The following is a 24,670-nucleotide window of genomic DNA, read 5'->3' as shown; positions in this document are numbered from 1 at the left end:
CACCCGCCGCGAGGACGATGCCGGCCGCGACCGCCGCCGTTCCGGGGGCCGGTCGGTCACCGGTGCCGGCCCGGTCGGGTTCGGGCATGTTCGGTTCCTCCTGCCGGGCTCGCCGCCCGCGCCGGACGGAGGACGCGGGACGCGCCGTGCCGGTACGGCATCGTACGTGGGCGGTACCGGGTGATCGGGCGGGCCCGTCTTCCCCACCCGGTGGCCGCCCGAATCGAAGATCAATCCATCGGGTGGTAACCGGCCGTGGCACGGCCTCGTTCTCCTGCCAGGAGCGACGGACGACGACGGAGTCGGCCGTCCCGGCAGCGATGGGCAGGAGTGCGATGACGCGCGAGGTCGAGGGACGCCGCCGGCGGCCCCGGATGATGACGGTCCTGGCCACGGTGGTGGCCCTGGTGGCGACGGGACTGACCGCCGGGATGATCGGGACCGCGTCGGCGGCGCCTGCGGAGTCCGGCGGTGGCCCGGGGCGTGCCGAGGGGACCCCGTGCTCGGCGGCCGCCCGGGCGTGCGTCGACCTCGCGAACAGCGCGGCGTGGCTGATCCGTGACGGGAAGATCGAGGCGGGGCCGGTGCCGGCGTCGTTCGGCAAGAAGGGCCAGCGCACTCCCGCCGGCGTGTTCCAGGTCCAGTGGAAGAACAGGGACCACCGCAGCGCGGAGTTCAACAACGCCCCGATGCCGTTCTCGGTCTTCTTCGCCCCCGGCGGCATCGCCTTCCACGAGGGCAACACCGAGACCGAGTCGGCGGGCTGCGTCCGGCTGTCGCGGGAGAACGCCGAGCGCTGGTTCAACTCGCTGCAGGTCGGCGACCGGGTCGAGGTCACCAACATCCCGAGGTGACCCCCGGCGGGTTTCGGCGTCACGGGTGGCGGGGAACGCCGCATCGGAGAACACTACCGGTCGATCGGTTGTGCAAAACCGATATCCCATGACACGGAGGTAACGATGCCCACGCGCAGCGCCCGCACCGCCTGGAACGGCACCCTGGAGCAGGGATCCGGTCAGGTGGAGCTGTCCAGCTCCAAGGCCGGCACCTACGAGGTCAGCTTCCCGAAGCGTGCCGCCGACGAGGCCGGCGGCACGACCAGCCCGGAGGAGCTCATCGCGGCGGCCCACTCGGCCTGCTTCGCGATGCAGCTCTCGGCGAACATCGCCGAGGCCGGCGGCACCCCGGAGTCGCTGGAGGTGTCGGCCGACGTCTCGCTCGGGCCGGACAAGGACAACGGCGGCTTCAAGCTGACGGGCATCACCCTGAAGGTGCGCGGCGAGGTCTCCGGCCTCGACGCCGACGGCTTCGCCAAGGCCGCCGACGCCGCGAAGGCCGGCTGCCCGGTCTCCAAAGCACTGACCGGCGTCGACATCACGCTGGACGCCGCTCTCGAGAGCTGAGAACGCCCCCGCGACGGCCCCCGCCCGGACCTCGGACGGGGGCGTCGTCGTGTCCGGGTTAGTCGCCGTCGGACATCCGCCGCACTACGGCGACCGCGCCGGCGGGCTCAGCGGCTACGCAGCAGCCGGTCCAGCGTGTGCAGTCCCAGCCTGCTCAGCGCCGGGGCGGAGGTCTGGTAGTACCAGCCCAGGCCCATCGCCTGCGCGAACGCCCAGGCGCGTCCCCGCGCCCACTCGACGGGGCCGCAGCCCAGCTCCGTGCGCAGCAGCTCCCGCGGCCCGTCGTCGAGCAGGTGCCACGCCGCGACGAGGTCGAGCGCCGGGTCGGCCGGGCCGAATCCGCCGCCGTCGAGGAGGCCGGTGAGCCGGCCGTCGGCGACTACCACGTTGCCGGGGATCAGGTCGCCGTGGGACATCACGTCCGGCCCGGCGCGGGGCAGCACCCGGAACTCCGCCCACATCCGACGGAGCGGGCCGACGTCGAGCAGGTCGGCGGACTCGGCGAGACACGTCGCCATCCAGGCGTCCTGGTCCGGCAGGTGCCCGCCGCGGCCGTCACCTGCGAACCGGCGCCCGCGGGTGTCGGCGGCGCGCAGGCGGCGCAGCAGACCGGCCAGGTCGACGGCGAATGCGGCCGACCGGCCGGGGTCGTCATCGGCGGCGGTGCGGCCCGGCACCCAGGTCTGGACCGACCACGGCAGCGGGCAGCCGTGCCCGGGGTTGCCGATCCCGACCGGCTCGGGCGTCGGGACCGGGCTGTAGGCGGCGAGCTCCCGGGCCGCGGTGGCCTCGGCCACCAGCCGCTCGCGCACCGCCGCGGTGTCGTGGCCCTGCAGCGGGAACCGGGCCGCGAGGCCGTCCCCGACCCGGTGTACGGCGTGCACGGTGCTGCTGCCGGGGGCCGGGCGCACGGGTAGGTGGCGCAGCGCGGGGAACGAATCGTCGACCAGGCGGCGGGCGGTGGCGGCGTCCACCCGTACCTCGTCGATGTGCATCATCGCGGGGGAGTGCACCACCGGGACGGTGTGGTGGGCGAGTGGATTACGTCCGCGAGCGGAGGCGCGGGGGCGCGGCTGCTCCGCCGCCAGGATTCGAACCTGGACCATCGGAACCAAAATCCGAGGTGCTGCCGTTACACCACGGCGGATCGTGGGCCCCGCCATCGTGACACGTTGGCGACGGCGTCCTCGCAGCGCACCCGTCCCGTGTGCTGCGCGCAGGTGGTCCTGATCACGGACAAACACCCACGAATGGGTGACATCCACCCCGGGCGTGCCGCCCGCGCGCCGAGTTGTCAGACTCGCTGCGTGCTGAACACGGATGCCTCCGGGACAACGTCGTCGATCGGGTCCGGAACCGCGTTGACGTGCCGCCTCTGCGGCACGACCGACCTGCGCAGCTTCTGCGACCTGGGTGCGACGCCGCCCTGCGAGCTGTTCCTCACCGAGGAGACGGCACAGCAGCCCGAGCAGACCTTCCCGCTGCACGTGCGGGTGTGCAACTCGTGTCTGCTCGCCCAGCTGCCGCCGGAGATCAGCCCGGAGGAGACGTTCTCCGAGTACGCGTACTTCTCCTCGTTCAGCTCGTCGTGGGTGGAGCATGCCCGGCGCTTCGTCGACTCCGCGCAGCAGCGGGCCGGGCTGGACTCGGGTTCGTTCGTCGTCGAGGTCGCGTCGAACGACGGCTATCTGCTGCAGCACGTCGTCGCGAAGGGCATCCGCTGCCTGGGGGTCGAGCCGAGCGTGAACGTCGGGGAGGCTGCCAGGGAGAAGGGCGTGCCGACGCTCACCGCGTTCCTCACCCCGGAGGCCGGCGCCCGGGTGCGTGCCGAGCACGGCCCGGCGAACCTGGTCTGCGGCAACAACGTGTTCGCCCACATCCCCGACGTCGTCGGCTTCGCGCAGGGACTGCGCGCCATGGTCGCCGACGACGGCTGGGTCTCCATCGAGGTCCAGCACCTGCTCACGCTCGTCGAGCGCAAGCAGTTCGACACGATCTACCACGAGCACTTCCAGTACTACACGCTGCTCACCGGGCAGCGGGCGCTCGCCGCGGGCGGGCTGGCCCTTGTCGACGTCGAGCTGCTCGACACCCACGGCGGCTCGATCCGCATGTGGGCGCGCCCGGCCGAGATCGCCGGCGAGCCGAGCGCGAAGGTCCGCGAGGTCCTGGCCGCCGAGGCGGCGGCCGGGCTGCACACGCCGGAGGGCCACGACGGGTTCGCCGAGGCCGTCTCCACCATCCGCGACGACCTCGTCGCCTTCCTCATCGACGCCCGCCGCCAGGGCAAGCGCGTCGTCGGCTACGGCGCCCCGGGCAAGGGGAACACCCTGCTCAACTACTGCGGCATCCGGCCCGACCTGCTCGAGTACACCGTCGACCGCAACCCGTACAAGCACGGGCGGCTAACGCCGGGGACCCGGATTCCGATCTCTGCCCCGGAGCGGATCGCGCAGGACCGCCCCGACCACGTCCTGATCCTGCCCTGGAACCTGCGCACCGAGCTGATCGAGCAGCTGTCCTACGTCCGTGAGTGGGGCGGCACGCTGGTCTTCCCGATCCCGTCGCTCGAGGTGGTCTGACGTGAAGGTCGTCCTGTTCTGCGGTGGCTACGGCATGCGGATGCGCGACGGCGCCTCCGACCTCCCGAAGCCGATGCACCCGGTGGGCCCGCGACCGCTGATCTGGCACGTGATGCGCTACTACGCCCACTTCGGCTACACGGACTTCGTCCTGTGCCTGGGCTACGGCGCGCACCACATCAAGAACTACTTCCTCCACTACGACGAGACCGAGTCCAACGACTTCGTGCTGCACCAGGGCGAGGTCGAGCTCATGGGCAGCGACGTCCAGGACTGGAACGTCACGTTCGTCCACACCGGTCTGGACTCGCCGATCGGTGAGCGCCTGCGCCGGGTGAAGGCGCTGGTCAAGGACGAGGAGATGTTCCACGCGAACTACGCCGACGTCCTCACCGACGCCCCGCTGGACCGGATGGTCGAGCAGTTCGCCGGCACCGACGCCGTCGGGCAGCTGATGGCGGTGCCGCCGCAGTCGGCGTTCCACTGCGTCGACGTCGACGACAACGGCAGGCTCGAGTCGATCACCACGCTGCAGGAGATGCCGATCTGGGAGAACGGCGGCTATCTCATGTTCCGGCCGGAGATCTTCGACTACCTGGAGAAGGACTGCGACCTGATCGCCGACGCCGCCGCCCCGCTCGCGCGCAAGGGCCGCATGTCGGCCTACCGGCACCGCGGCTTCTGGCAGCCCGCCGACACCGTCAAGGAGCGCAACGCGCTGGAGGCGGCGTACCAGAGCGGTGCGCGGCCGTGGATGCTGTGGGAGTCCCACGAGGCCGACCAGGACCCGCTGCAGGCAGCCATCGCCCAGATGCACCGCAGCAGCCACCAGCGCGACTGAGCGAGACGTCGGTACGAACGACCACTGCTCGCGGAACTCCGGGGGGAACGAGAGACCGTGCTGAACCTGCTGCCCGAGCGGCTGGACCGCATCCTGCTGCTCGGCGCCCACTGTGACGACATCCCGATCGGGGCCGGCGGGATGCTCCTGGAGCTGTGCCGTGCCTACCCGGGCGTGCACGTCACCGCGCTGGTCCTGACCGGTGCGGGGTCGCTGCGCGAGGAGGAGGAGCGGGCCGCGCTGGCCGCGTTCACCCCCGGCGCGCACCTCGACGTCATCGTCATGGACCTGCCCGACGGCCGTGTCCCGCAGCACTGGGAGCGGGCGAAGATGGCGCTGGAGGACCTGCGCAGCCGCAGTGAGCCGGACCTGGTGATCGGCCCGTCGCCGCACGACGCCCACCAGGACCACCGGACGCTGTCGCAGATGATCCCGACCGCGTTCCGCGACCACCTGACGCTCGGCTACGAGATCCTCAAGTGGGAGGGTGACCTCGCCCAGCCGACGGTCTTCCTCCCGCTGTCGGAGCCGGTGCTCACCGAGAAGATCGCCAAGCTCCACGAGCACTACGGCAGCCAGCGCGACCGGACCTGGTTCGACGACGAGACCTTCCGCGGCTTGGCCAGGGTGCGTGGCGTGCAGTGCCACGCCCGCTACGCCGAGGGCTTCCACGTCCAGAAGCTGACGCTGTCGCCGGCGCCGATGGTCGGCTCCGAACCCGGCGGCTTCTGACCCCGCACACACTCCGAGAAAGGGACATACATGCGCGTACTGCTCACCGGGCACCAGGGCTACCTCGGGACCGTGATGGCGCCCCTGCTGGCGGCCGCGGGTCACGAGGTGACTGGCCTGGACTCCGGGCTGTTCGCCGACTGCGTGCTGGGTTCGCTGGACACCCCCGACGTCGAGGGCTTCAGCACCGACCTCCGCGACGTGACCGTGGAGCAGCTCTCCGGGTTCGACGCCGTCGTCCACATGGCCGCGCTGTCGAACGACCCGCTGGGCTCGCTCGCGCCGGAGATCACCTACGACATCAACCACCACGCGTCGACCCGGCTGGCCCGGCTGTCGAAGGAGGCCGGCGTCGGCCGCTTCGTCTACGCCTCCACCTGCTCGGTCTACGGCGCCCAGTCCGGCGACGACCTCGTCGACGAGGACGCCCCGCTCAAGCCGGTCACCCCGTACGCGATCTCCAAGGTCCGCGTCGAGGACGACCTGGCCGAGCTCGCCGACGCCGACTTCGTGCCGGTCTCGATGCGCAACGCGACCGCGTTCGGGTTCTCGCCGCGGCTGCGCGCCGACATCGTGCTGAACAACCTGGTCGGCCGCGCGATCCTGACGAACGAGGTCACGGTGCTCTCCGACGGCACCCCGTGGCGCCCGCTCGCGCACGCCGAGGACATCGCCGGCGCGGTGGTCGCCGCGCTGGCGGCTCCGGCGGACGTCGTCCGGGCCCGGGCCTACAACGTCGGCACCGAGCGGAACAACCGGACCGTCGCCGAGATCGCGCAGGCCGTGATCGACGCCGTCCCCGGCTCGACGCTCAACATCACCGGCGAGGCCGGCAACGACCCGCGCAGCTACCGGGTCGACTTCGCCCGGGCCCGCAAGGAGCTCGGCTTCGAGGCGTCCTGGACGATCCCGGCCGGTGCGGAGCAGCTCGCCACCGAGTACCGGAACCGCGGCCTCACCCAGGATGCGTTCGACAACTCCTTCACCCGACTCGCGGTGCTCAACCGTCGTCAGGCGGCGGGGGAACTCGACGGGTCGATGCACGTCGTGAAGTAGGACCGCTCGGCCGACGGCCCGTTCCGCGCTACGGTCGCGGGGCGGGCCGTCGACGTCTCCAGGTCCCGTAGGCACCACCAGCGGGTGACGACGCCGTGCCCGTCCAGGCGAGGGCCGACCACACGGTCGTCGACGCGGGTACTCACGCCTCCACGTGCAGGTCGACGACGATGCCGGTCTCGTACCGCCCCGGCTGTGGCACCCCTGCGACGAACCGCTGTCCCGACCGGGCCGGGGCGCCCACCCGCGGCGCTGGACGGGCGAACCAGCGCGGGCTCGCGTCGATGTCCCGGACGGCCACGCTGCCGGGGACAGGGCTCAGCGCGTAGGTGCCCCCGGGATCGGCCGCGAGCTCGTAAGAAAGGACCCGGAGACGGCGCACCCGGCCGGTCACCGGGGGGAGGTCCTCGGGGAACACGTGAGCGGCACCGGACAGGTGGCCGCGCAGGCGGTGCTCACCGGGTGGCGGTGCCGCAGCGGTGTGGCCGCCGCCGCAGGCCGCGACCACGCCGTCGCGGTGCAGCCGGGGCGCGGGCTCGTGCGGCACGACGGACCACAGGTGTTCGGCGGAGAAGGGGTGATCGGTGGACGGGACGAAGAGCACCCGCCAGGTGGCCTGCTCACCCACCACGGGCGGTGGGGCGCAGCACTCGATCTCCCAGGAATCGACGACGATCTCGATGACAGGGTCGGACATCGGTGAGAACCCGGCGCACTCGACGAACCGGGGCGCGACGGCCCCGGGCACCGGTGCCACGACGGTAACCCGGCCGGTGCCCCCGCGACACCCGGTTACTGTGTCGACCGGCCGCCGCGCGCTACCGTCGCGGGGCGGGCCGTCGACGTCTCCAGGGGGAGCCATGTGCCGCAACATCCGGACCCTGCACAACTTCGAGCCGCCGGCCACGCCCGACGAGGTGGATGCCGCCGCGCTGCAGTACGTCCGCAAGATCTCGGGGTCGGCGAAGCCCTCGCAGGCCAACGCCGAGGCGTTCGAGAAGGCGGTCGCCGCCGTCGCGGAGGCGACCAGGGAGCTGCTCGACGGGCTCACCACCACCGCCCCGCCCAAGGACCGCGAGGTGGAGGCGGCGAAGGCCCGGGCGCGGGCGGAGCTGCGCTACGCGCGCTGATCCAGCGCGAGGTCGAGCCGCCGGCCCGTCTCCGGGGCACGACCACGCCGGGCGTCGTGTTCCCGTGGTCGTCGGCACGGGTTCGCAACGCTCGACGCACGCGAGACGCACGTTTCCGCCCTGCCGGGGGCGAGAACGTGCGTCTCGACGAGCCCTACGCGGCGGGAGCGGCCAGGGCGTCGATCTCCACCAGCATCTCGGCGTGGGGCAGGCCCACGAAGACCGTGGTCCGCGCGGGGAGCGCGGCGTCCTCCGGGACGTAGCGGGAGACGAACTCGCCGGGTGAAGTGCTCCCGCTCGGTGAGGTACACCCGGAACATCAGGACGTCGCCGACGGACGCGCCGCCCGCCTCCAGGATGGCGCGGACGTTCTCCAGGGTGCGCAGGGTCTGGGCGTGCACGTCGCCGGGCGCGATGTACTGCTTCGTTGCCGGGTCCATCGGGCCCTGGCCGGAGACCTGCAGCAGCCCGCCCCGGCGGACGCCCTGGCTGAAGGTGTGCGCCGGTGCGGGCGCGTCGGGGGTGGAGACGGCGCCGTCGGCGGTCGTGCTCATACGGGGGGTTCCTCTCGGGTCGGGCGCCAGCCGAGGTCGCGGGAGATCGTCCCGGTGACGGCCAGCAGTGACGGGACCAGCTCCATCAGCTGGTCGTAGCCGGCGACGATGGTCGGTACGGACACCGACACCGCCGCGAGGACGGTTCCGGCCGGTCCGCGGACCGGCGCCCCGATGCAGTTGATCGAGGCCTCGTTCTCCTCGCGGTCCTGGGCCCAGCCCTGCTCGCGGACGTGGGCGAGCTCGGCCAGGTAGGTCTCGCGGTCGGTGATCGTGTTCGGGGTGCGGGTGGCGAAGTCGATCTCGTCGAGCACCCGGTTCCGCTCGGTGGCGGGCAGGTCGGCTAGCAGCACCTTCCCGGCGGCGGTGGAGTGCACGGGTCCGCGCAGACCGACCCGCGACGCCATGCGCACGTTGTCGAGGGACTCCAGCTTGTCGATGTAGACGATCTCGTCGCCGTCGCGCTCGGACAGGTGCACGGTGTGGCCGTGGGCCCGGTTGAACGCCTGCAGGTGCGGTGCGGCGACCGTGCGCACCTCGCGCTGGTCCAGCCCGCGCGAGGACAGCTCGAACAGCCGCGAGCCGAGCCGGTAGCGGTGGTGGTCGTCGCGGTGCACGAAGTGCTCGTCGGCCAGGGTGCGCAGCAGGCGCAGGACGGTCGTCTTGTGCACCTCGAGCGCCGTGGCGAGCTCGTCGAGCGAGGCCGGGCCCTCGCCGAGGAGCACCAGGATCCGCAGCGCCTTGGTCAGGCTGGTGCTCACCCGGCCCACCGGTCGGCGGTCACGCGCAGGGCCGCCCAGGCGTCGTCGTCGAGGTCGAGCAGATGCTCGGGCAGCGGAGCGGCGGAGTCTCCGGGGACGACGAGCACCGCGGCGGCGCCGAGGTGGCCGCGGCGCAGGCAGCGGCCCACGTCCTCGCCGCGGACCAGGCCGGTGAGCAGACCGGCGGCGAACGCGTCGCCCGCCCCCACCGGCTCGACGACGTCGACGACCAGCGCCGCGCGCTCGGTGACCGCGCCGTCGCGGTGCACGGCCAGCGCGCGCCGAGGACCGTCCTTGACCACGACCAGCTCCGGATCGGGCAGCAGTGCGCGCAGCCGCGCCGGGTCGTCGGTGCCGAACACCCGTTGCGCCTCGTCCGCGCCGACCAGGACGACGTCGGCCCGGCCGGCCAGCGCGACCACCGGGGCGGGGTCGCCGTCGGGCCACATCTGCTCGCGCCAGTTCACGTCGAACGACACCCGGTACCGGCGCGGGTGGGCCAGCAGCGTCTCCAGCGTCGCGGCGCAGGGCGTCGACACCGCGGCGGTGATCCCGCCGACGTGCACCCAGTCCGCGACGGCGATCCGGTCGCGCACCGCGGGCGTCTCCAGCAGCTCGGGGTCGGCCGCCGAGGCCGCCGACCCGGCACGCCGGTAGGTCATGACGGTGCTGCCGTCGGGGCCGGGGGACTTGGCGTAGCGGCCGGTCGGGTGGTCCGGGTCGATGCCGATCCCGCCGGTGTCGACCCCGGCGTCGGCGAGCGTGCGCGCCACCAGGTCGCCGTGCGGGTCGGCGCCGAGGCGACCGACCCATGCCACCGTGACTCCGGCGGCGGCCAGGTCGAGCGCGACGTTGACCTCCGCGCCCGCGGCCTGTGCGGGGGCCTGTGGGTCGTCGACGGCGGCCGCGTCGGGGACCAGGGCGAGGGCCTCGCCGAAGCACACCACGGCGCTCCGGCCCGGGATGTCCACTGCTGGGTTCTCCTCCGCCGTCGTTGACCGATCTGTCGCGGCGATGCTAGAACAGCCCGACCAGAATACGCAACTAGCGCTGCGAAATACGCAACGCGCCTGCTCGTAGGGGGAGAACGGGATGCTCCGGTACGCGTCGCTCGGCGCCGAACGGCCCGGACCGTACGCCAAGTCCGTCCCGCCGCTGCCCGGCACCGTCGACGAGTGGCTCGCCGGTGGGCCGCGGCTGTCGGACCTGGCGACACCCGTCCTCACCCTCGACCGGGCGGCCCTGCACGCCAACGCCGAGCGGATGGCCGGCTGGTGTGCCGCGCACGGCGTCGACCTCGCCCCGCACGGCAAGACGACGATGGCCCCGGCCCTGTGGGACCTGCAGCTGCGCCACGGCGCCTGGGGGATCACCGTCGCCACGCCGTGGCAGGCGCGGATCGCGATCGAGGCCGGCGTGCGACGGGTGCTGCTGGCGAACGCGCTCGTCGACCCGGCCGGGGTGCGCGCCGTCGCCGCAGCCCGTGACGCCGACCCGGACCTTGAGGTCCTCAGCTGGGTCGACTCGGTCGACGCCGTCGCCGCGATGACCGCCGCGGCGGGATCACCGGCACGGCCGCTCGCGGTCGCCGTCGAGCTGGGGGCCCCTGGCGGGCGGACCGGTGCGCGGACCCTCGACGAGGCCGAGCGGGTCGCCGCGGCCGTCGTCGCGAGCCCGGCGCTGGTGCTGGCCGGGGTCGGCGGCTACGAGGGGGCACTCGCGCACGACCCGACCGCGGAGTCGCTGGCGACCGTCCGCGCTTACCTCGACGACCTCGCCACGCTGCACCGGCGGCTCACCCCGTCCTACGGGACCGACGAGGTCGTGGTCACCGCGGGCGGCAGTGCCTACTTCGACCAGGTCGTCGCCGCGCTGGCCGGGCTCGCCGACGCGCGCACCCGGGTCGTGCTGCGCTCGGGCGCCTACCTCGTCCACGACGACGGCTTCTACCGCGGCATCTCCCCGCTGGCCCGCGACGACGAGCAGCGCCCGTTCCGCTCGGCGATGCACGTGACCGCCCGGGTGGTGTCCACCCCCGAGCCCGGCCTGGCGCTGCTCGACGCGGGCAAGCGCGACGTCCCGTTCGACGAGGGGCTGCCCGAGCCGCAACGCATCGCCGACGACCTCGGGGCGCCGTCGCGGCCGCTGACCGGCACCGTCACCGCCGTCAACGACCAGCACGCGTTCCTGCGCACCGAGGAGCCGGTCCGCATCGGGCAGGTCGTCCGGCTCGGGCTCTCGCACCCGTGCACCGCGTTCGACAAGTGGCGCTGGATCCCGGTGCTGGACGGTGCGGATCCCGACCCGCAGGTCGTCGAGCTCGTCCGGACGTTCTTCTGATGGGCACACTGCTGCGCGGCGGCACCGTCGTCGACGGGACGGGTGGGCCCTGGTACACCGCGGACGTGCTCGTCGAGGGCGACCGGATCGCCGCCGTCGGACCGGACGCGGCCGGGCGGGCCGACCGGGGCGACCGGATCGTCGACGTGGCCGGACTGGTCGTCGCCCCCGGGTTCGTCGACATGCACGCCCACTCCGACCTGCGCCTGCTCACCGAGCCCGCGCACCTCGCGAAGGTCTCCCAGGGCGTCACGACCGAGGTCCTCGGCCAGGACGGGCTGTCCTACGCCCCCGTCGACGACGCCGTGCTGCCCGTGCTGCGCCGCGCGATCGCCGGCTGGAACGGCGACCCCGGCGCGGACTTCCTCACGTGGCGCACCGTCGCCGAGTACCTGGACCGGCTCGACGAGGGCATCGCCGGCAACGCCGCCTATCTCGTCCCGCACGGCACGGTCCGTGCGCTGGTCTGCGGCTGGGACGACCGGCCCGCCACGCGGGCGGAGATCGCCCGGATGGCCGACGTCGTCCGCACCGGCATGGCCCAGGGCGCGGTCGGTCTCTCGGCCGGGCTCACCTACACCCCCGGCATGTACGCCGACGGCGCCGAGCTCGCCGCCCTGTGCGCGGCGGTGGGGGAGCTGGACGGCTTCTTCTCCCCGCACCACCGCAGCTACGGTGCGGGCGCGCTGGAGGCCTACGCCGAGATGGTCGACGTCGCCGAGCGGTCCGGGTGCGCGCTGCACCTGGCCCACGCCACGCTCAACTTCGGCCCCAACAAGGGCCGGGCCGGGGAGCTGATCGCCCTGCTCGACGCCGCCGTCGCCCGCGGCGTCGACATCACCCTCGACACCTACCCCTACCTGCCCGGCGCGACGACGTTGTCGGCGATCCTGCCCAGCTGGTGCCAGTCCGGCGGTGTCGACGCGGCGCGTGAGCGGCTGCGCGACCCGGCGGCGCTCGCCCGGATCCGGGAGGACCTGGAGGTCCACGGCTCCGACGGCTGCCACGGCGTCGTCGCCGAGTGGGAGACGATCGAGATCAGCGGGGTCACGAACCCCGAGCTCGCCGGGCTGGTCGGTCGGACGATCGCCGACATCGCGGCCGCTGCCGGGCTGGACCCGTTCGACACCTGCGTGGACGTCCTGCTCCGCGACGACTTCGGGACCGGGATCCTGCAGCACGTCGGGCACGAGGAGAACGTCCGCGCGATCATGCGCCACCCGCGGCACACCGGCGGCAGCGACGGCCTGCTCGTCGGCGCGAAGCCACACCCGCGGGCCTGGGGGACCTTCCCCCGCTACCTCGGCCACTACTGCCGCGAGCTGGGGCTGTTCTCCCTGGAGGAGTGCGTCCACCACCTCACCGGACGCGCCGCCGACCGGCTGCGCCTCGCCGACCGCGGCCGCGTCCGGCCGGGTCTGGCCGCCGACCTGGTGGTGTTCGACCCGGACACCGTCACCGACACCGCCACCTTCGCCGAGCCGGCCCAGCAGGCGGCAGGCATCCCGTACGTGCTGGTCAACGGGGCCTTCGCCATCGACGGCGGGGAGCGCACCGACGCGCTGGCCGGCCGCGCGCTGCGCCGCCGGGCCGACGGCCGTACCGCACCGGGCACCCATCCCACCGGAGGACACCGATGGCCTTCCTGAACTGGCTGCAGAACGACACGGCCGGCCTGCTCACCCTCGCCGCCGTCAGCGTCGCGCTGCTCCTGGTGCTGATCATGCGGCTGCGCCTGGAGCCGTTCATCGCGCTGATCGTGACCGGCGTGCTGGTCGCCCTGGTAGCGGGCGTGTCGGTCACCGAGCTCGTCGGCACCCCGATCAAGGCGTCGGACTCGCTGTTCGAGAAGGGGTTCGCCGGGATCCTCGGCCACATCGCCCCGATCATCGGCCTGGGCACCGTGCTCGGCGCGATCATGGAACGCTCCGGCGGGGCGGACGCCCTGACCGAACGGCTGCTCCGGCTGTTCGGGCCGAAGGGCGCACCGCTCGCGATGGGCATCACCGGGCTCGTACTCGGCATCCCGGTGTTCTTCGACATCGGCATCTTCGTGCTCGCGCCGCTGGTCTACGTGGCCGCGCGCCGTGGCGGCCGCTCGCTGGTGCTCTACGCGATGCCCATGCTCGCGGGCCTGTCGATGACCCACGCGTTCCTGCCGCCGCACCCCGGGCCGGTCACGGCGGGCGGGCTGCTCGGCGTCGGCATGGGCTGGGTGATCGCGATGGGCCTGCTCTGCGGCATCCCCGCGTGGCTGGTCAGCGGCGTCTGGTGGGGCTCGTTCATCGGGCGGCGGATCCAGGTCGACGTGCCCGAGGACCTGCCCGGCGGGAGTGGTCCGGCCACCGGCCCGTCCGGTCCTGCCGGTACCGCGCGCGCCGGCGACACCGGCACCGACGGCGACCCGAGCGGCGGGACGGGCGGTGTCCGCACCGCGGGGACAGCCGCCCCGCGGACGGCGGTCGCGGTGACCGCGCCCCCGTCGGTCGCGCTCATCTCCTCGATCATCGCGGTCCCGCTGGTGCTCATCCTCGCCGCGACCGTCGCGGGGGTGGCGCTGCCCGAGGGCACGGTGCTCCGTGACGTGCTCGTGCTGCTCGGCACCCCGGCCATCGCGCTGACGCTGTCGGTGCTGCTCGCGCTGTACCTGCTCGGCATCCGGCGCGGGACGTCGATGGCCGAACTCGGCCGCATCTCCGGCGAGTCGCTGCGCCCGGTCGGGATGATCCTCCTGGTCGTCGGGGCGGGGGCGTTCTTCGGCAGGGTCCTGCAGACCACCGGCGTCGGCGACGCACTGGCCGGCTCGATGACCGCGATCGGGCTGCCGGTGATCGCCTCGGCGTACCTGATCAGCGCGGCGCTGCGGATCGCCCAGGGCTCGGCGACCGTCGCCATCGTGACGACGGCGGGCATCATCGGCCCGACCGTCGCCGCGGGCGGCTACAGCCAGCCGCAGCTCGCGCTGATCGTCGTCGCCGTGTCGGCCGGGTCGATCATCGCCAGCCACGTCAACGACGGCGGGTTCTGGATCGTCGCCAAGTACTTCAACATGACGGTGAAGCAGACCCTGATGACCTGGACGGTGCTGGAGACGATCCTGTCCGTCGTCGGGTTCGCCGCGGCCGCGCTGGTGTGGGCACTGGTCTAGGGGCGCAATGGGCCGGCGTCGAGCGTGACCGGCGCGCCGTGCGGGGTCGCGACGGCGGCGCGCAGCCAGGCACCGGTCCGCTCGTCGACCGCGCCGCGGTCGGCGATGCCGAGCCCGTCGAGCAGGTGCTCCAGCGCGGCGAGCCAGGCGTTCCAGTAGTCCAGGCCGGTGTCCAGCTCGGCCCCCAGGGTCTCGGCGAACTCCTGCCGGTCCAGGGTCCCGGTGTCCTGCAGGGCCACGGCCAGCGCGAACGCGTTCGCCTGCCAGGGCTCGTCGAAGACGGGGCCGTCAGGCGGGTTCAAGGTAGGACTCCCAGGCGTCGACGGAGACGGTCGTGGTGGGGTCGGCGTCCGGGCCCCACAGCTCGGGACCGGTGAACACCACGGTGTAGAGCGGCTCCGGGCACTCGCCGAGGCCGTGCGCGTGGGCGTCGGGCAGCACGTGGGTCCCGCGGTGCGTCTCGACGGTCCCGCTGCGGCCGCGGACGTAGCGGGGGAGCCGGGTGTGCCCGCGCGGGTGCATCACCCGGGCCCGCACCCGGTCGCCGGGGGCGAACCGCGGCGGGCCGGCGGCGTCGCGTTCGGTGGGGGCGCCGGTCGCCAGCACCCGGGCGACGGACCCGGCGTCCAGTGCGGCGGGCGCGTCGGCGCGCGGGCGCAGCGGGCGAGCGGCCTCGAGCTCGTCGGCACCGACCAGGCCGTGGGTGACCAGCAGCTTCTCGGTCGCCGCGAGCCAGATCTCGTAGTAGGTCAGCGTCAGGTAGACCGGCGGCGGGAGCGACTCGCGGGCGTGCCGGGACTCGTCGATCGACCAGCCGCCCGGGCGGGCCGCGGCGAGGGTCAGCGCCAGCACCAGCGGCTCCCAGCCGGCGTGGAACCGGACGTCCTCCGGCTCGGGCTCGACCGGCCCGAAGCCCATCGCGCCGCCGAGGTCGTGCGCGCCGTTCACGCCGACACCAGCCGGGTTCCGATCATGGCGTCCCGGGAGACGATCGCGGCGAGCTCGTCGACCGACCAGCCGTCGGTCCCGGCCGGGCGCTGCGGGACGACCAGGTAGCGCAGCTCGGAGGTGGAGTCGTGGACCCGGATCGCGACGTCGTCGCCGAGGGTGGTCCCGAAGTCTGCGAGCACCCCGCGCGGGTCCAGCACCGCCCGCGACCGGTAGGCCGGCGACTTGTACCAGATCGGCGGCAGACCGAGGACCGGCCACGGGTAGCAGGAGCACAGCGTGCAGACGACGAGGTGGTGCTCGGCCGGTGCGTTGAACACCGCCGCGAGGTGCTCGCCGCCCCGGCCGCCGTAGCCGAGCTCGGCGACCGCAGCGGTCGCGTCCTCGGCGAGCCGGGCCGCGAAGTCCGGGTCGGTCCACGCCCGGGCGACGACGTGCGCGCCGTTCCGCGGGCCCACCCGGTGCTGGTAGGTCTCGATGATCTCGTCGAGCGCGGCCGGGTCGACGTAGCCCTTCTCGACCAGGATCGACTCCAGGGCCCGGACGCGGGCGTCCACCGGCCGCAGCTCACCGCTCATCGGGCCGACGGTAGCCAGACCCGGTCCGGCCGTCGAGAGCACGACGGCCCGGCAGCCACGCGGGGCACCGGGCCGTCGGACGGGCGGGGTCAGGCGTTCGTGAGCGCGTCCTCGAACTCCTCGACCTTCAGCGGGGCCAGGTCGGAGACCCGCAGGAAGTCGCCCAGCGTGGTGCCGGTCGCGCCGGAGCCGACGTTCTTCGGTCCGCGGCCGGCGCGCACGTCGTCGAGGTTGATCGTGCGCAGGTCGTAGGAGAACCGGGTGACGTCGGAGGTGTTCGGCGCCGACGCGTGCAGGTGGTTCGAGGAGAACATGAAGACGTCCCCGGACTGCGCGGCGATCCGGATCTCGCCGCGGGACTCGAAGTCCTCCAGCGGGAGGGGGTGCGGACGGGTGTCGGTGGTCTTCTCACCGGCGGCCGTGGTGCGGTGCTTGGCGACCCACTCGTCGTAGTCGTACTGGTTCGAGCCGTTCTTCACCGGGCGGTCGAAGTAGTCGGTGTACATGCTCATGACGTTCTCGCCGACGACGTCGTACACCGGGGTCCAGTAGTTCACGAGCTGCTGCGGGTGGCCGTACCACATGTCGCGGTGCGCCTTGTAGTTGTAGGACACGCCGGCGGTGAGGAACTGGTCGGCCGGGATGACGCGCAGCCGCGGGATGTCGAAGTAGGTCCGCTCGGGGTCGACACCGAAGTCGACGGCGAACTGCTGGCAGAGCGACTTGGTCTTCTCACCGTTGGTGAACTCGTGCTTGAGCGGCTCGACGCGGCGGATGAACTCGTCGACGTCCATCTCGTACTGGGCGCGCTCCGGGTCCATGCCCTCGAAGGCCCGACCGATGAGGTCCTTGGCGTGGTCGGCGAGGGCGTTCGCGCCACCGATCCCGGTGTAGAGATGGAAGTCGCCCCGGAACAGGGACTCGCGGCGCGCGTCGTCGTCGATCCGGCGGTTCAGGTAGACCGTGATCACCGCTTGCTCCTCCGTGCCGACCCGGGTTTCGACACCCGTCTGACACCTGCTGACGCTAGGGTGTGTCTCCCAATGCGCGGAGCCAGGTGACGATTGCCTTCAGGACGGCGCCGCCGCGGAAGGTCAGGGCGAGCTTGTCGTAACGGGTGGCCAGCCCGCGCCACTGCTTGACGTGGCAGAATCCGCGCTCGACGACGTTGCGGTTTCGGTAGTCGACCGGATCGAATGCGGGCGGTCGGCCGCCGCGTGAGCCGCGTCGTTTGCGGTGTCCCTGCTGGTCAGAGGGCTCCGGAATGACAGCGATGATCCGGCGCTCGCGCAGGTGCCGGCGGATCGCGCGTGAGGAGTAGGCCTTGTCCGCGCGCACGCGTTCGGGCCGGGTCCGGGGTCGTCCCGGGCCCGGTCGGGCGATGCTCAGGTGCGCCATCAGGTGCGGAAACATTGGCGAGTCGCCGCCCTGGCCGGGGCCGAGGAGGACCACCAGCGGGCGGCCGTGCCCGTCAACGAGCTGGTGGATCTTCGTCGACAGCCCTCCGCGGGACCGTCCCAGCGCGTGATCTGCTGGTTCGGCGAGCAGATTCGTGTAGTTCGATCCGGCCCCCTGTGTCGCGCTTGAGGGTCGCGGCGTGCTGGTGGGCACGGATGATCGTGGAGTCCACGCTGACCGCCCACCCGAGCACCTCGGCGGCGTCGGCCTCGACCAGAAGAGCAGCCAGGATGTGGTCCCAGGTGCCGTCGCCGCTGTAGCGGCGGTGCCGCTTCCACAACGTCTGCCACGGCCCGAACTCGGCTGGGACGTCGCGCCAGGGAAGCCCGCACCGATACCGGTAGATGATCCCCTCGAGCACCCGGCGGTCATCGCGGAACGGGCGCCCGCGACGACCCTCGGAGGAGGGCAACAGCGGCGCCAGACGGGCCCACTGGGCATCAGTCAGGACAGCGGTGCGCGGCACCGATCAAGCATCGCGCACCCCGGTCCGCCTATTTGGGAGACACACCCTAGCGGACACGATCGGGTGGTTGTCCACTATGCAACATAGTAGAAGGGACTCTGCGACACCGTGACCGAAAGGTCCGGTTGATGCCGCCCTCCTGTCTGTGATTAGGTGAGCCTCACCAATAGGGAGGTGGCGATGTCGGTCGTGACCGAGGACCGCGCGGCGGTCCGTGTGGTGGGCCTGCAGCGGGTCTCGGACGTCTTCGTCCGGGCCCGGCTCGAGGGGGAGGCGTTGGCCGGTCTCGACCTGCCCGGCGTCCCCGACGAGGCCTGCGTCTTCCACTTCCCGCTGCCCGACGGCGGCCGCGACGACCACGGTCGCTGGTACACCCTGCGCGAGGTCAGCCCCTGCCGCACCCGGGCGTCCATCGACCTGGTCTGTCACCCCGGCGGGGTCGGCGCGGGCTGGGCGCGGCGGGCCCGCGTCGGCGACGAGATCGAGGTCTCGCACACGAACAGCTGGTTCAAGCGCCCGGCCGGGGTCGGCTGGCAGATCCTCGTCGGCGACGCGGCGGCCCTCCCGGCGCTCGCCCGGATCGTCGCCGAGACCCCCGAGGGCATCGACACCGAGGTCGTCCTGGAGATCGACGAGTTGCCGGCCGACTTCCCCGAACGGGCCCGAGTGCGTCGCGAGCCCGCGAGCGAGACCGGCAGCCGGCTGGCGGAGATCGTCGCCGGGCTCGTGCTGCCGGAGGGGCCCGGCTACGTCTACGTCGGCGGTGAGGCGTCCGCGACCCGGGCCGCCCGCAAGCACCTGCGCCACGAGCGCGGCCTGCCGCCCGGCGCCTACGGCGTGCTCGGCTACTGGCGGCGCGACGCCGACACCTTCCGCCGCACCTGGCGGGCCAACCAGGAGCGCTTCGAGAAGGCCTACGCCGACGCTGCCGCCGCCGCCGAGGGCGACGACGAGCGGATGCTCGACCTCTACGAGGCGACCCTGGAGCGCGACGGGCTGATCTGAGCCGGGCTCACCCCTGGGCCGTCGGCCGGACGACGACCTGGTTGACGTCGACCCCGGCGGGCTGTTCGACCGCGAAGACCACCGCGCGGGCGATCGCGGCCGGGTCGAGGGCGATGTCGTCGCGCTGTGCCCGGTAGTCCGCGCGCAACCGCTCGTCGCCGATGCCCTCGACGAAGTCGGTCGCGACGAACCCCGGCGAGACCTCGGTGACCCGCAGCGCGGGTCCCGCCTCCTGGCGCAGCCCCTCGCAGAGGGTCCGGACGGCGTTCTTCGTCGCGGCGTAGACGACCTGACCGGGGACGACCCGCAGGCCGGAGGTCGAGGCGACCACGACGAGGTGGCCCGCCTGCTGGGCGCGGAAGACCGGCAGCGCCGCGGCGAGCCCGTACAGGACGCCGCGCAGGTTGACGTCGATCATCTCGTCCCACTCCTCGACCGGGAGCTCGTCGAGCGGACGGACCCGGCCCACCCCCGCGTTCGCGACCAGCACGTCGAGCCTGCCGAACTCGGCCCGTGCACGGTCGACCAGCGTGGTGTGGTCGGCCCGGTCGCGTACGTCCATCGGCACGGTGACCGCCGTCCCGCCCGCGGCGCGCACCCGGTCGGCCACGGCCTCCAGTCGGTCCGCCCGACGCGCCCCCAGGACCAGGCGCGCCCCGCGGGCCCCGAGCTCGACCGCGGTCGCCGCGCCGATGCCCCCGCTCGCGCCGGTGACGGCGACGACCCTGCCGGTGATGGTGTCCTGCGTGTCCACGGTGTCTCCCGACTCGAAGTGATAACCCACTTACACGCTAATGTGATAGCCCGATCACGGCAAGGAGGGTGCATGGCCCGGCGGGCGAGGTTCCATCACGGCGACCTGCCGGGCGCACTCGTGCGTGCCGGCGTCGACCTGCTGGCCGAGGTGGGCGTGCGCGGGTTCTCGGTCGCGGTGCTGGCCCGCAGGCTGGGGGTGAGCACGGCCGCGCCGTACCGGCACTTCGCCGACCGCGACCGGCTGCTGGCCGCGGTGGTGACCGCGGCGGCCGGCGAGCTGGCGGAGCAGATGGAGACCGCGGCCGCGCGGGCCGGGGACGACCCGGTCTCGCGACTCGCCGCCGCCGGCGGGGCCTACGCCGGGTTCCTCACCGGGCGCCGGGTCGGGCTGGACCTCGTCTACGGCGCCGAGCTGCGGGCACTGGGCGACCGCGACCTCGCGGCCGTGGGACGGCGGATCGGGGACGTCCTGCTCGCCCCGGCCCTGGAGCTCGCCGACCCGGCCGCGGCGGTGTCGCTGATGGAGCGGGTGGTCACGACCGCCCACGGCTACGGCGCCCTCGACGTCGACGGCTTCCTCGCCGGCGCCGCGGTCGGCGGCGGCACGGTCGCCGAGCGTGCGAAGGCGGCCGTCGCGGCCGTGGTCCGCGGCACGGTGGGCACCCCGGGACCGGCGGCGGGCGGTCCGTGAGGCGGGCCCGCACCGGCGTGCCGTGGCACACCGACGGTGCGGTCGGCGGCCGCGCGGGCCAGGCGTAAAGTCGAGGGTCGGCACCCCGACCGGGTCGGGACCCCTACCGCGACCCGGGCAGGGGTCTGCCCTGCCCGCGGTCGGCCCCCGCCGCCGCGCGCACCGCCAGCCCACCTCCACCGAGGAGCCAGCGCCGTCGTGGCCATCCTGTCCGGTCTGCTCACCTCCGCCCTGTCCGACGCCGGTCTCCGTGCCGCCGTCGATGCCGCCCGCGCCGCGGACACCCGCGCCGGTGAGACCCCTGCCGTGCAGGTCGAGGGCCCCTCCGCGGTGCGCCCGCTGCTCGCCGCCGGGCTCGCCGAGACCTTCACGGTGCTCGCCGTGACCGCCACCGACCGGGAGGCCGAGGACCTCGCGGCCGCGGTGTCGGACCTGCTCGGCCACGGCGAGGCGCCGGGCGCCGCCGCCGACACCGTGCACGACTGCGCGGGCGCACCCGTCGTCGTGCTGCCGAGCTGGGAGACGCTGCCGCACGAGAAGCTGTCCCCGCGCCCGGACACCGTCGCCCGCCGGCTGACGATCTTCCGCCGGCTCGCCTCGGCCGAGACCGCCCCGCGGGTGGTCGTGACCGCGGCGCGCAGCCTGATCCAGCCCGTCGCGCCCGGGCTGGGCACGCTCGCCCCGGTCTCGCTGGCCGTCGGCGAGGAGCACGACTTCGAGCAGCTCCTCGTGCGGCTGGTCGAGCTGGCCTACAGCCGCGCCGAGATGGTGACCACCCGCGGCGAGTTCGCCGTGCGCGGCGGCATCCTCGACATCTTCCCGCCGACCGCCGAGCATCCGGTGCGCGTCGAGTTCTGGGGCGACGAGGTCTCCGAGGTGCGGTCGTTCTCCGTCGCCGACCAGCGTTCGGTCGGCGAGGTCACCCGGATCGACGTCCCGCCGTGTCGCGAGCTGCTGCTCACCACCCCCGTGCGCGAGCGGGCCGCCGAGCTGGCCCTCGAACAGCCCGAGACCGCCGGGCTCAACCGCAACCCGCTGCGCGAGCTGCTGGAGAAGCTGTCCGAGGGCATCCCCGGCGAGGGCATGGAGTCGCTGATCCCGGCGCTGGTCGGCGGGGAGATGCAGACGCTCACCGACCTGCTGCCGGACGGGACGCGGGTGCTGCTCGCCGACCCCGAGCGCATCCGGACCCGCTGCGCCGACCTCGTGCGCACCGGGCAGGAGTTCCTGGAGGCGTCCTGGCTGGCGTCCGGCTCCGGGGGCGAGGCCCCGATCGACGTCTCCGGGTCGGCCTACCGCGACCTGCGCGTCACGCTCGACCACGCGACGGCGACCGGCCGCCCCGTGGTGTCGCTGTCGCCGCTGCTGTCGGGTGCCGACGACGTCGTCGTGGCGGGCGTGCACGAGATCGAGCCCTACCGTGGCGACACCGACCGCGCGCTGACCGACCTGCGCGCCCACGTCGCCACCGGCGGTGCCGCGGTGCTCGTGCTGGCCGGGCAGGGCACCGCGGACCGCTCGCTGGAGCAGCTGCGCGAGGCGGAGGTCCCGGCCGCGGCCGTCCCGGTGCTGGCCGACGCCCCGGAGAAGGGGATCGTCACGGTCACCTGCGGGCGGGTGCTGAACGGGTTCACCGCGCCGGAGGTGGGGCTGGTCGTCGTCTCCGAGCCCGACCTGACCGGCAGCCGCGCCGGGCTCGACACCGCGCCGCGCCGGACCACCCCGCGCAAGCGCAACGCCGTCGACCTGGCGGTGCTACAGCCCGGCGACTTCGTCGTCCACAACCAGCACGGCATCGGGCGCTTCGTCGAGATGAAGGAACGCACCGTCCAGGGCGCCACCCGCGAGTACCTGGTGCTGGAGTACGCCAGCTCCAAGCGCGGCCAGCCCGCCGACCGGCTGTTCGTGCCGACCGACGCCCTCGACGAGATCAGCCGCTACGTGGGCGGCGAGCAGCCCGCGGTCAACAAGCTCGGCGGCGGGGACTGGGCCAAGACCAAGAGCCGCGCCCGCAAGGCGGTCAAGGACATCGCGGCCGGTCTTGTGCAGCTCTACGCGGCCCGCCAGGCCTCGCCGGGGCACGCGTTCGGCGCGGACACCCCGTGGCAGCGCGAGCTCGAGGACGCGTTCCCCTACACCGAGACCCCCGACCAGCTGTCGGCGATCGACGAGGTCAAGCGGGACATGGAACGTCCGGTCCCGATGGACCGCGTCATCTCCGGCGACGTCGGGTTCGGCAAGACCGAGATCGCGGTGCGGGCGGCGTTCAAGGCGGTCCAGGACGGCAAGCAGGTCGCCGTGCTCGTGCCGACGACGCTGCTCGCCACCCAGCACCTGTCGACGTTCTCCGAGCGGATGCGCCAGTTCCCGGTGACCGTGCGCGGGCTGTCGCGGTTCACCGACCCGGCCGAGGCGCGCGAGACGATCGAGAAGCTCGCCGACGGGCAGGTCGACGTCGTCGTGGGCACGCACCGGCTGCTCCAGACCGGCATCCGCTGGAAGGACCTCGGCCTGGTGATCGTCGACGAGGAGCAGCGCTTCGGTGTCGAGCACAAGGAGCACATCACCGCGCTGCGCGCGCACGTCGACGTGCTGACCCTGTCCGCGACACCGATCCCGCGGACCCTGGAGATGAGCCTGGCCGGCATCCGCGAGATGTCGGCGATCACCACCCCGCCCGAGGAGCGGCACCCGACCCTGACCTACGTCGGCGCCTACGACGACAAGCAGGTCGCCGCCGCCGTGCGCCGCGAGCTGCTGCGCGACGGCCAGGTGTTCTACGTCCACAACCGGGTCAGCTCGATCGACCGCGCGGCCAAGAAGATCCAGGACCTCGTCCCCGAGGCCCGGGTCGCCGTCGCGCACGGGCAGATGAACGAGGACCTGCTGGAGCGGACCGTCAGCGCATTCTGGCACCGCGAGTTCGACGTGCTGATCTGCACCACGATCGTCGAGAACGGCCTGGACATCTCCAACGCCAACACCCTGATCGTCGAGCGCTCCGACACCCTGGGGCTGTCCCAGCTCCACCAGCTGCGCGGCCGGGTCGGGCGTGGCCGCGACCGTGGCTACGCCTACTTCCTCTACCCGGCCGACCACCCGCTCACCGAGACCGCGCACGACCGGCTCGCCACCATCGCCCAGCACTCCGAGCTGGGCTCCGGCGCGGCCGTCGCGATGAAGGACCTGGAGATCCGCGGAGCGGGCAACATCCTGGGCGCCGAACAGTCCGGCCACATCGCCGGCGTCGGGTTCGACCTCTACATCCGCCTGGTCGGGGAGGCCGTCGCCGCGTTCCGCAAGCAGGCGGGCGGGGAGATCGGGGCCGAGCCGGAGGAGCTGCAGGAGGTCCGGGTCGACCTGCCGGTCGACGCGCACGTCCCGCACGACTACGTCGACGGCGAGCGGCTGCGTCTGGAGGTCTACCGCAAGATCGCCGAAGCGCCCGACGACGCCGCGCTCACCGCGATCGTCGAGGAGCTGACCGACCGCTACGGCGAGCCCCCGACCCCGGTGCGCAACCTGCTGGAGGTCGCCCGGTTCCGCCAGCTGTGCCGCCGCCTCGGCATCCGTGAGGTCGCCTCGGCGGGCACCCAGCTGCGGATCGGGCCGATGCAGCTGCCCGACTCCGCCCAGCTGCGGCTGCGCCGGCTCTACCCGAAGGCGCAGTACAAGGCGGCCGCGCAGATCGTCACGGTGCCCAAGCCGATGCAGGGCAACCGGATCGGCGGGGCGGCGCTGCGCGACGTCGAGCTGCTCGGCTGGTGCGCGGAGCTGCTGCTGCAGATCGTGCCGACCTCCACCCCGGTGCACAGCTCGGCCTCCTCCTGACGCGGTCCTGACGCGATCCTGATGAACACCCGGTGTACCGCCGGGGAACTTCGGGTGTCGGCGTCCGTGCTGTTTCCGGGACGTAACGGGACGGACACCGGCGAACCGGTCGTCGGAGTTGTCGGGATCAATCGCGCGACGTGGGTTCCCATTTCTTCCGGCGATCCACAGCACTCCGCGGACGCGATCCACACTGTTTTACGATCAGGTCAACGGCCCGCGAGAAGGCCGTTTCCGTCGTCAGCTCCCCGTTTCTGGGAAAGAGGTGTGTCCGATGTCCGATCGCCGTCCAGACTCCACCGATTCCGCCGATTTCTGCACTCCGTGCCTGGTGTTGGACATGGACGTCGTCTGAGAACGGTATGTCGAATTCGGTGACGCGCTTGCCGG

At 73.2% G+C, this 24,670-nt stretch carries 22 protein-coding genes, 1 tRNA gene and 2 pseudogenes; 13 read left to right on the top strand and 12 right to left on the bottom strand.

The annotated features are described in order from the left end of the window. Window positions 1-335: 335 nt before the first annotated feature. Both XF36_RS21155 and XF36_RS21150 read left to right on the top strand, forming a co-directional pair. Complete coding sequence (locus XF36_RS21155) at window positions 336-854, top strand: L,D-transpeptidase (RefSeq protein WP_238588978.1); 519 nt, start codon at window positions 336-338, stop codon at window positions 852-854. A gap of 105 nt (window positions 855-959) precedes the next feature. Next, window positions 960-1,403, top strand: coding sequence for an OsmC family peroxiredoxin (locus XF36_RS21150; RefSeq protein ID WP_060713301.1), 444 nt, complete (start codon window positions 960-962; stop codon window positions 1,401-1,403). A gap of 107 nt (window positions 1,404-1,510) precedes the next feature. On the opposite strand, the gene XF36_RS21145 is transcribed toward XF36_RS21150, so the two are convergent. After that, a complete protein-coding gene (locus tag XF36_RS21145) occupies window positions 1,511-2,416 on the bottom strand; it encodes an aminoglycoside phosphotransferase family protein (protein WP_202968425.1) in 906 nt (301 codons plus the stop codon). A 63-nt stretch (window positions 2,417-2,479) separates the two neighbouring features. Continuing rightward, window positions 2,480-2,550, bottom strand: a tRNA-Gln gene (locus XF36_RS21140). A gap of 160 nt (window positions 2,551-2,710) precedes the next feature. Between XF36_RS21140 and XF36_RS21135 the strand changes: the two genes are divergently transcribed. Genes XF36_RS21135 through XF36_RS21120 form a run of 4 tightly spaced genes read left to right on the top strand, consistent with a single transcriptional unit; the run spans window position 2,711 to window position 6,614 of the window. Beyond that, the gene (locus tag XF36_RS21135; protein ID WP_238588977.1) at window positions 2,711-3,985 is read left to right on the top strand and encodes a class I SAM-dependent methyltransferase; all 1,275 of its coding nucleotides are present in this window, start codon (window positions 2,711-2,713) and stop codon (window positions 3,983-3,985) included. 1 nt (window position 3,986) lies between these two features. Beyond that, window positions 3,987-4,826: a sugar phosphate nucleotidyltransferase gene (locus XF36_RS21130; protein ID WP_060713299.1), complete on the top strand. Its 840-nt coding sequence runs from the start codon at window positions 3,987-3,989 to the stop codon at window positions 4,824-4,826. A gap of 57 nt (window positions 4,827-4,883) precedes the next feature. Further along, window positions 4,884-5,558 (top strand): PIG-L deacetylase family protein, encoded by a 675-nt coding sequence (locus XF36_RS21125; protein WP_060713298.1) that lies wholly within the window; start codon window positions 4,884-4,886, stop codon window positions 5,556-5,558. Between the two features lie 30 nt (window positions 5,559-5,588). After that, on the top strand, window positions 5,589-6,614 hold the full coding sequence (locus XF36_RS21120; protein WP_060713297.1) for an NAD-dependent epimerase/dehydratase family protein: 1,026 nt from the start codon (window positions 5,589-5,591) through the stop codon (window positions 6,612-6,614). A 142-nt stretch (window positions 6,615-6,756) separates the two neighbouring features. Here XF36_RS21120 and XF36_RS21115 read toward each other — a convergent pair whose 3' ends face one another. Then, window positions 6,757-7,311 carry a DUF6578 domain-containing protein gene (locus XF36_RS21115; RefSeq protein WP_145981442.1) on the bottom strand — a complete coding sequence of 185 codons (555 nt, stop codon included), beginning with the start codon at window positions 7,309-7,311 and terminating at the stop codon, window positions 6,757-6,759. Between the two features lie 163 nt (window positions 7,312-7,474). Here XF36_RS21115 and XF36_RS21110 point away from each other — a divergent pair, with 163 nt between their 5' ends. Then, a complete protein-coding gene (locus XF36_RS21110) occupies window positions 7,475-7,744 on the top strand; it encodes a DUF2277 domain-containing protein (RefSeq protein WP_060713295.1) in 270 nt (89 codons plus the stop codon). A 154-nt stretch (window positions 7,745-7,898) separates the two neighbouring features. On the opposite strand, the pseudogene XF36_RS21105 reads toward XF36_RS21110, so the two are convergent. From XF36_RS21105 to XF36_RS21095, 3 genes and pseudogenes are all read right to left on the bottom strand, one after another. Further along, window positions 7,899-8,298 (bottom strand): annotated as a pseudogene (locus XF36_RS21105) (RidA family protein). Continuing rightward, window positions 8,295-9,059 (bottom strand): IclR family transcriptional regulator, encoded by a 765-nt coding sequence (locus XF36_RS21100; protein ID WP_060714878.1) that lies wholly within the window; start codon window positions 9,057-9,059, stop codon window positions 8,295-8,297. The pseudogene XF36_RS21105 and the gene XF36_RS21100 overlap by 4 nt, the downstream one beginning before the upstream one ends. Further along, entirely contained in the window at window positions 9,056-10,030 is a 975-nt protein-coding gene (locus tag XF36_RS21095; RefSeq protein ID WP_064485471.1) for a sugar kinase, read from the bottom strand. Before XF36_RS21095 ends, XF36_RS21100 begins: the two co-directional genes overlap by 4 nt. Window positions 10,031-10,151: 121 nt before the next feature. On the opposite strand from XF36_RS21095, the gene XF36_RS21090 reads away from it, so the two are divergent. From XF36_RS21090 to XF36_RS21080, 3 genes are read left to right on the top strand one after another with little or no spacing between them, the layout of a single operon-like run. After that, complete coding sequence (locus XF36_RS21090; RefSeq protein ID WP_060713294.1) at window positions 10,152-11,399, top strand: alanine racemase; 1,248 nt, start codon at window positions 10,152-10,154, stop codon at window positions 11,397-11,399. Continuing rightward, on the top strand, window positions 11,399-13,048 hold the full coding sequence (locus tag XF36_RS21085; RefSeq protein WP_060713293.1) for an N-acyl-D-amino-acid deacylase family protein: 1,650 nt from the start codon (window positions 11,399-11,401) through the stop codon (window positions 13,046-13,048). Before XF36_RS21090 ends, XF36_RS21085 begins: the two co-directional genes overlap by 1 nt. Next, window positions 13,036-14,547 carry a GntP family permease gene (locus XF36_RS21080; protein ID WP_060713292.1) on the top strand — a complete coding sequence of 504 codons (1,512 nt, stop codon included), beginning with the start codon at window positions 13,036-13,038 and terminating at the stop codon, window positions 14,545-14,547. The genes XF36_RS21085 and XF36_RS21080 overlap by 13 nt, the downstream gene beginning before the upstream one ends. Here the strand turns inward: XF36_RS21080 and XF36_RS21075 are convergent. The 5 genes and pseudogenes from XF36_RS21075 to XF36_RS30710 all read right to left on the bottom strand — a co-directional run bounded on the left by XF36_RS21075 (window position 14,544) and on the right by XF36_RS30710 (window position 17,997). Next, window positions 14,544-14,849 (bottom strand): nitrile hydratase accessory protein, encoded by a 306-nt coding sequence (locus XF36_RS21075; protein ID WP_060713291.1) that lies wholly within the window; start codon window positions 14,847-14,849, stop codon window positions 14,544-14,546. The two genes, XF36_RS21080 and XF36_RS21075, sit on opposite strands and share 4 nt — an antisense overlap. After that, complete coding sequence (gene nthB, locus XF36_RS21070; RefSeq protein ID WP_060713290.1) at window positions 14,836-15,495, bottom strand: nitrile hydratase subunit beta; 660 nt, start codon at window positions 15,493-15,495, stop codon at window positions 14,836-14,838. The genes XF36_RS21075 and nthB overlap by 14 nt, the downstream gene beginning before the upstream one ends. Next, window positions 15,492-16,073 (bottom strand): nitrile hydratase subunit alpha, encoded by a 582-nt coding sequence (gene nthA / locus XF36_RS21065; RefSeq protein ID WP_060713289.1) that lies wholly within the window; start codon window positions 16,071-16,073, stop codon window positions 15,492-15,494. The genes nthB and nthA overlap by 4 nt, the downstream gene beginning before the upstream one ends. An 89-nt stretch (window positions 16,074-16,162) precedes the next feature. Beyond that, window positions 16,163-17,044: a hypothetical protein gene (locus tag XF36_RS21060; RefSeq protein ID WP_060713288.1), complete on the bottom strand. Its 882-nt coding sequence runs from the start codon at window positions 17,042-17,044 to the stop codon at window positions 16,163-16,165. A 55-nt stretch (window positions 17,045-17,099) separates the two neighbouring features. Further along, a pseudogene (locus XF36_RS30710) lies at window positions 17,100-17,997 on the bottom strand (IS5 family transposase). A gap of 180 nt (window positions 17,998-18,177) precedes the next feature. Here XF36_RS30710 and XF36_RS21045 point away from each other — a divergent pair. Continuing rightward, the gene (locus tag XF36_RS21045; RefSeq protein ID WP_145981441.1) at window positions 18,178-19,002 is read left to right on the top strand and encodes a siderophore-interacting protein; all 825 of its coding nucleotides are present in this window, start codon (window positions 18,178-18,180) and stop codon (window positions 19,000-19,002) included. Between the two features lie 7 nt (window positions 19,003-19,009). Here the strand turns inward: XF36_RS21045 and XF36_RS21040 are convergent, their stop codons facing one another. Then, window positions 19,010-19,756 carry an SDR family oxidoreductase gene (locus XF36_RS21040; RefSeq protein WP_238588976.1) on the bottom strand — a complete coding sequence of 249 codons (747 nt, stop codon included), beginning with the start codon at window positions 19,754-19,756 and terminating at the stop codon, window positions 19,010-19,012. 72 nt (window positions 19,757-19,828) lie between these two features. On the opposite strand from XF36_RS21040, the gene XF36_RS21035 reads away from it, so the two are divergent. Both XF36_RS21035 and mfd read left to right on the top strand, forming a co-directional pair. Then, a complete protein-coding gene (locus tag XF36_RS21035) occupies window positions 19,829-20,449 on the top strand; it encodes a TetR/AcrR family transcriptional regulator (RefSeq protein ID WP_060713286.1) in 621 nt (206 codons plus the stop codon). Between the two features lie 207 nt (window positions 20,450-20,656). After that, window positions 20,657-24,280 carry a transcription-repair coupling factor gene (gene mfd / locus XF36_RS21030; protein WP_060714875.1) on the top strand — a complete coding sequence of 1,208 codons (3,624 nt, stop codon included), beginning with the start codon at window positions 20,657-20,659 and terminating at the stop codon, window positions 24,278-24,280. Window positions 24,281-24,670 lie beyond the last annotated feature (390 nt).

This window comes from Pseudonocardia sp. HH130629-09, from assembly GCF_001294645.1.
Taxonomy (GTDB): domain Bacteria; phylum Actinomycetota; class Actinomycetes; order Mycobacteriales; family Pseudonocardiaceae; genus Pseudonocardia.
Note: the sequence above shows the minus strand (reverse complement) of the source record. Positions and strands in the feature narration are given on the sequence as shown.